Raw genomic sequence first — 5,697 nt, 5'->3', positions numbered from 1 at the left:
TGGAGGGGTTCCCGAGTGGCCAAAGGGAGCAGACTGTAAATCTGCCGGCACTGCCTTCGATGGTTCGAATCCGTCTCCCTCCACCATATTCTTCTTAATTGGAAAATCGAAAAGCCAACTCATTGAGTTGGCTTTTTTCGTTTCTGAGCTCTGTATCCTTCTAAACGTGTCTTTCTAAACTTATCTTTCTAAACACGGTCCTCAACTTACACCAACCCAATACTGCAAAAAAGACTAAGCGAACTAGCCTATTCAAACATCAGTGATCCCACACTTCAACATGACGCTCACAAACCAGATAAGCAACGCAGCCTAAGCAATTGGTCGATACATGTTCTTTGTCGGTTCACCACGTGTTAGTCATATTGGCATTGTCCCGTGAGTCTAAAACTCTTCTCCCCCACCCAAAAAAAGCTCAAAGCCAATTTCCCTGCTGCGACTTATAGATACATATCATTAGACGCAAAAAAGCCCTGATGATTTCTCAGCAGGGGCTTTATATTATTTGGTGTCATTCCGAATAACTACATCCTATTGATGTTTAGTTAAATCCTGGAATTAACCTTGAATACCAACAATTAACCAAGGTGCATTTTGAGTCGTTAGGTCACGCTCTAAGTGCCAGATATCAGTGATATCTTCTTCAATGCCGTCTGCGGTGTCACGGTAGCGACCGCTAAACTGAAGGCTTAGCTGTGCTTTACTACCATCGTGATCTGCGCGAACGATTTCAGCATCAACGTACATTACGTCTGTGTGCTGATCACCGTCTAGCTTGTTACGCTCAGCTTTTAGGTCTTCAAATAGGCTTGGAGATACGTATTCTTCAATCGTATTTAGCTCGTTGTGATTCCATGCACCTTGCAGTGTACGGTAGTGCTCACGAGAACCGTTGATGAATGCCGCTTGATCAAAACCTGGTGGGTAGTTATGTGGAACATCGCTTTGTGCACCAAAACCGAAACAACCAGCGCTATTTTGCGAATGAGGTTGTGATTGAGGCTGTGCTTGCTCGAAGTTATGAACATTTGGTTGTTGCTTAGGTTGTTCAAACTTGTTCTGACCCATGCCGCCGAATGCTGGCTGTTGGCCACGTGCATTCTGCTGATTCATTGAGCCCTGCTTCGCGCCCAACATTCCGCGTAGGAATTTAAATGCTAGGAAAGCAATCAGACCCATGATTAAAATATCCATGAACTGGATACCTTCAAATGCGCCACCAAAGAATGCAGCTAAAAGACCACCAGCAAGTAAACCACCTAGCAGACCGCCCATAAGGCCTTTCTTGCTAGAGTTAGCTGCTGCTGTTTTCTTGCCCGTTTGATCTTGTCGGATCGAATTTGTGTTTTGTTGTTTTGGTGCTGGAGCCGTTTTAAAGCTTTTGCCAAATGACTTACCACCACCAAACTTTTTCGCTTCCGCGATTGGCGTCACCGCGACTGTTACCAACAGGATCGCGACTAGTGAGAAAAATCGTTTCATTATTATCCTTTATAGGTTTTTTTATCTTTCGACACCTTAATCATACTCGTTAACAAAGAACAATGAAATATTCACGACGTTTACACATGTATCATAATATTGCGGCTATTAATTGATTACTAAACTAGCGAAGGGATTGACGGCACTCTGGGGCAGCATTAAAATATTGAACGATGTTCATTTAATAGAAAGTACTCATGGCAAGACGAAACGATCATACTCGCGAACAATTAGTGCAATTAACCTTAAAGACGGTAACCGACTTCTTAGAAGAGCACTCTTATCACGAGCTAAGTCTACGTAAAATTGCCAATATGATTGGTTATGTCCCTAGCACCTTGGTGAATGTATTTGGTAACTACAACCTACTCCTTTTACACGTTGTTGCTCAAACATTAGATGAACTGTCGTCCCAATCTGCTTCTGCGGTTGAACAATCGAGCAACCCTCAACAGGCTCTTTTCAATCTTGCATACTGCTATCACGATTTTGCACAAAAACACCCTCACCGTTGGCAGCTTATCTTTGAGCACAACATGAATGGTGAAAACCTTCCTGAATGGCAATCGAACCGTATTGATAGAATGACAGGTATGTTAGAGCAATTGCTGGTAGCTATTGCGCCTGAACACACAGAAAGCGAAGTCATTAAAGCCAGCCGTGTATTATGGTCTGGAGTACATGGAATTACTCTACTTAGCGTTGATGATAAATTTTTCGCCTCTGAACCTATCGATGGTAAAGAGTTGATCAATAACCTAATCTCAAACTACTTAACCAACTGGTAATCATCCAAGGAAAGACAATGAACAACAGCAGCCAATCTTCGCTGTTAACGCAAAAAAGGTTCCTACCCTACTTTATTACTCAATTTCTAGGCGCCTTTAATGACAACATATTCAAAAATGTTCTGTTACTGTTTGTTGCTTTCGCAAGCGTAGATACGCTGCCTATTTCCAGCAATCTATTCATTAATTTGGCCGCTGGTCTTTTTATTCTGCCCTTCTTCCTGTTTTCTGCTTTGGCTGGTGTACTGGCTGACAAATACGAAAAATCTTGGTTTATACGTAAAGTTAAGCTCCTTGAAGTGGCGATCATGTCATTGGGCGCGATCGGGTTTATCTACGAAAGCTACGGGATACTACTCCTACTTCTGTTCCTAATGGGAACGCAAAGTGCCTTCTTTGGCCCGGTGAAATACGCACTGCTTCCACAACAGTTAGAAACAAAAGAGCTGGTATCCGGCAACGCTTTAGTCGAAACCGGCACATTCTTAGCCATCCTTATTGGTACTCTAGGTGCCGGTATTATTGCATCTGAAGAAAGCGCGAAGCTCATTGCTGCGGTATGTATTGTTTCTTTCGCCGTGCTTGGCTATGTATCAAGCTGCTTTATTCCACAAGCGCCAAGTAACGCACCAGATCTGAAAGTGAAGTGGCAGCCAGTAAAGCTAACCCGCGCGACACTGGCGATTGCAAAAAAAGATCGCCCAACGTTTCAAGCACTGATGTCTATCAGCTGGTTCTGGTTCCTTGGCGCTGCTTACCTAACTCAGTTTCCAAACTTCACAAAGCTCCACTTGAACGGCACTGAAAGCTCGGTTGCCTTTTTGTTAGCTCTTTTCTCGGTCGGTATTGCTATAGGTTCTTTGGCTTGTGATAAGTTGTCAAATCACAGAATTGAAATCGGAATCGTACCAATGGGTAGCCTAGGTATGTCGATTTTTGGGCTATTGATGGCGATATCCATTCCTGAGTCCTTGCCTGAATTTACCTCTTTCCATCAATTCGTGACGTATTCAGAGCTGTGGCCGCTGTTTGCTTATCTTCTGCTATTGGGTATCTCTGGCGGTATCTTCATTGTTCCTCTGTATTCTCTGATGCAGTTACGAGCGAAACCAGATGAACGCGCTCAAGTGATTGCCGGGCTCAACATCTACAATTCACTATTCATGGTGGGAAGCGCCGTTTTAGGTATTGTTTGCCTGAGTGTTCTCGATCTTTCTATTCCACAACTATTTGTGTTGCTCGCGATAGGGAATACTTTGGTTATGCTGTACCTGTTTTATCAGGTGCCTATCTACGCTTTCCGTTTCTTTACATGGGTGGTCACTCACACCATGTACCGAGTTAAGCACAAGAACTTACACCATCTTCCAGAGAATGGCGGCGCACTGATCGTTTGCAACCATGTGAGTTATATGGATGCACTGCTTCTGAGTGCGGTTTGCCCTCGCTTGATTCGGTTTGTGATGGAAGAGGATTACGCCAAGCTGCCTCCACTACGTCGATTCTTAAAAAGAGCAGGAGTTATTCCAATCTCCGCAACCAACCGAAACTCGATTAGAAACGCTTTCAAAGAAGTTGAACGAGCCCTAGATGAAGGGCACATCGTCTGTATTTTCCCTGAAGGCAAGCTAACCGCTGATGGCGAAGTAGCCGAATTCATGCGTGGCATGGAGCTGATTATCAAACGATCTCCTGTACCTGTGATTCCAATGGCACTTAAAGGGTTATGGGGCAGTTACTTCAGTCGTTATAAAGGTCAAGCTTTCAAGGGGCTACCTACCCGTTTCAGGGCCAAGTTAGAGATAGAAGCTGCCGAACCTATGCTAGCCAAAGAAGCTTCATGCGACACGCTTCGACAGTCAGTCTCTGATCTTCGCGGCTCAATACGCTAAATAACCAAGCCTTTATTCATATCAGCTGAACAAACGTTTAGTTTTACTTAACGTTTGTTCAATTCATTTAGACTTACTTACCATTGCGTTAAGCGTATAGTCTTCCACTACGCTGCCAATACTAGACGCGACGAATTAAATATAATGAATCTAAAAAAGTCTGTTCCATTTTATCTTGCTGCTCTGTTTTGCTTAACCCCATGGGTGAGTTCACCGACGGCACTCGTGATCGGTTTCCTTCTTGCGAGCTTAGGTTTAGTCCCTGAGCATCTAGAAGTAGGCAAACTCACCAAGAAGCTACTGGCCTACTCGATTGTCGGCTTAGGCTTTGGCATTCAGTTTGAGAAAGCATTAGCGGTAACAGGCGATGGTATTGGCCTCATTGTAACGACGATTATTGGTACCTTGGTCATTGGTTGGTTCTTGGCAAAACGCATGGGATTAGATCGCACCACGGGTTACCTTATCTCTTCTGGTACCGCAATTTGTGGTGGTAGCGCTATTGCCGCCGTAGCACCGGCCATCAAAGCCGATGATGAACAGATTGGCTTAGCGTTAGCCACTGTATTTGTGTTGAACTCGGTCGCCCTTTTCTTGTTCCCAATGATTGGCCATGCACTAGAGTTAAGCCAACAAACTTTCGGAACATGGGCTGCAATCGCGATTCACGATACATCGTCTGTAGTAGGCGCAGCATCAGCATATGGCGAAGAAGCACTGACCACAGCAACCACATTGAAGCTCGCTCGCGCACTTTGGATTATCCCAATCGCGTTAGTCAGTGCGATGATCTTCAAGAACGATCAAAAGAAGATTACGATTCCTTACTTCATTTTCTTCTATTGCGCTGCTATTGCTGTTAGTGACTTATTGCCACAATTTGAGATGGTCTATCAAGGTATCTTTGATGTGTCTAAGCGTGCATTGGTGGTGTGTCTATTCTTGATTGGTTGCGGTATTTCAGTTGAGAAGCTTAAAGCTGCTGGGCCGAAGCCATTGATGTTTGGTATTACAATGTGGACGATGATTTCGACAGGCTCATTAGCGTGGTTAACTCTCGCATAATACGCCTAATTACACCCAATACGTAAAGAAGCACTGTAGATTGGTTAATGTATTAACCAGACACTCAGATTAACGAGCAACAAAACAAAAAGGCAAAGCTCTAATGGGCTTTGCCCCTATCGTTTGTAGTAAAGATATTCTTTGTTACAACAATCACGAATCAAACAGGGGCTTATCACTCTTCTTGCTCTCTCTTTTCATTAAAACAAGTACCACAACCAGCACAAATGCAGTAAGTTCAGCCAATGAACGAGTCAGTCCTGACGAAACGAGCGCTTGGCCTATCTGCAGCAAAACCGCAATGATGAGGGCGACTTTCATAATAAGACCTTATTCTATAATCCGTTATTTATAGAGCTTATTATGATGGATGGTTATAAAGATAATAAATTCTGTTTTGAACTATCTAATTGCTAAATTAACTAACCTAGCGTAACTGCCCCTCTAGCCACTTAATAAACGTTCTTACC

5 protein-coding genes and 1 tRNA gene are annotated in these 5,697 nt (G+C 43.7%); 4 read left to right on the top strand and 2 right to left on the bottom strand.

The features are described from left to right. Position 1 precedes the first annotated feature (1 nt). A tRNA-Tyr gene (locus tag AB4653_RS01875) sits at positions 2–86 on the top strand. Positions 87–558: 472 nt separating this feature from the next. On the opposite strand, the gene AB4653_RS01870 is transcribed toward AB4653_RS01875, so the two are convergent. Next, positions 559–1,482, bottom strand: a complete 924-nt coding sequence (locus tag AB4653_RS01870) for a Tim44 domain-containing protein (RefSeq protein WP_102257784.1) — start codon at positions 1,480–1,482, stop codon at positions 559–561. A gap of 197 nt (positions 1,483–1,679) precedes the next feature. Between AB4653_RS01870 and AB4653_RS01865 the strand changes: the two genes are divergently transcribed. The 3 genes from AB4653_RS01865 to AB4653_RS01855 all read left to right on the top strand — a co-directional run bounded on the left by AB4653_RS01865 (position 1,680) and on the right by AB4653_RS01855 (position 5,227). Then, entirely contained in the window at positions 1,680–2,270 is a 591-nt protein-coding gene (locus AB4653_RS01865; RefSeq protein WP_012604487.1) for a TetR/AcrR family transcriptional regulator, read from the top strand. Positions 2,271–2,287: 17 nt separating this feature from the next. After that, positions 2,288–4,162, top strand: coding sequence for an MFS transporter (locus AB4653_RS01860; RefSeq protein WP_102257783.1), 1,875 nt, complete (start codon positions 2,288–2,290; stop codon positions 4,160–4,162). Between the two features lie 144 nt (positions 4,163–4,306). Next, a complete protein-coding gene (locus tag AB4653_RS01855) occupies positions 4,307–5,227 on the top strand; it encodes a YeiH family protein (protein ID WP_029223440.1) in 921 nt (306 codons plus the stop codon). A gap of 153 nt (positions 5,228–5,380) precedes the next feature. Here AB4653_RS01855 and AB4653_RS01850 read toward each other — a convergent pair whose 3' ends face one another. Then, entirely contained in the window at positions 5,381–5,548 is a 168-nt protein-coding gene (locus tag AB4653_RS01850; RefSeq protein WP_017100591.1) for a hypothetical protein, read from the bottom strand. Between the last annotated feature and the right edge of the window lie 149 nt (positions 5,549–5,697).

Source organism: Vibrio sp. 10N.222.48.A3 (assembly GCF_041475345.1).
GTDB classification, from domain to species: domain Bacteria; phylum Pseudomonadota; class Gammaproteobacteria; order Enterobacterales; family Vibrionaceae; genus Vibrio; species Vibrio tasmaniensis_A.
The sequence above is the reverse complement of the archived record's forward strand: the minus strand, read 5'-3'. Positions and strand labels throughout refer to the sequence as shown.

Coding starts and splice junctions, on each gene's coding strand:
- AB4653_RS01860 (WP_102257783.1), top strand. CDS start 2,288: ATGAACAACAGCAGCCAATCTTCGCTGTTAACGCAAAAAAGGTTCCTA.
- AB4653_RS01870 (WP_102257784.1), bottom strand. CDS start 1,482: ATGAAACGATTTTTCTCACTAGTCGCGATCCTGTTGGTAACAGTCGCG.
- AB4653_RS01850 (WP_017100591.1), bottom strand. CDS start 5,548: ATGAAAGTCGCCCTCATCATTGCGGTTTTGCTGCAGATAGGCCAAGCG.
- AB4653_RS01855 (WP_029223440.1), top strand. CDS start 4,307: ATGAATCTAAAAAAGTCTGTTCCATTTTATCTTGCTGCTCTGTTTTGC.
- AB4653_RS01865 (WP_012604487.1), top strand. CDS start 1,680: ATGGCAAGACGAAACGATCATACTCGCGAACAATTAGTGCAATTAACC.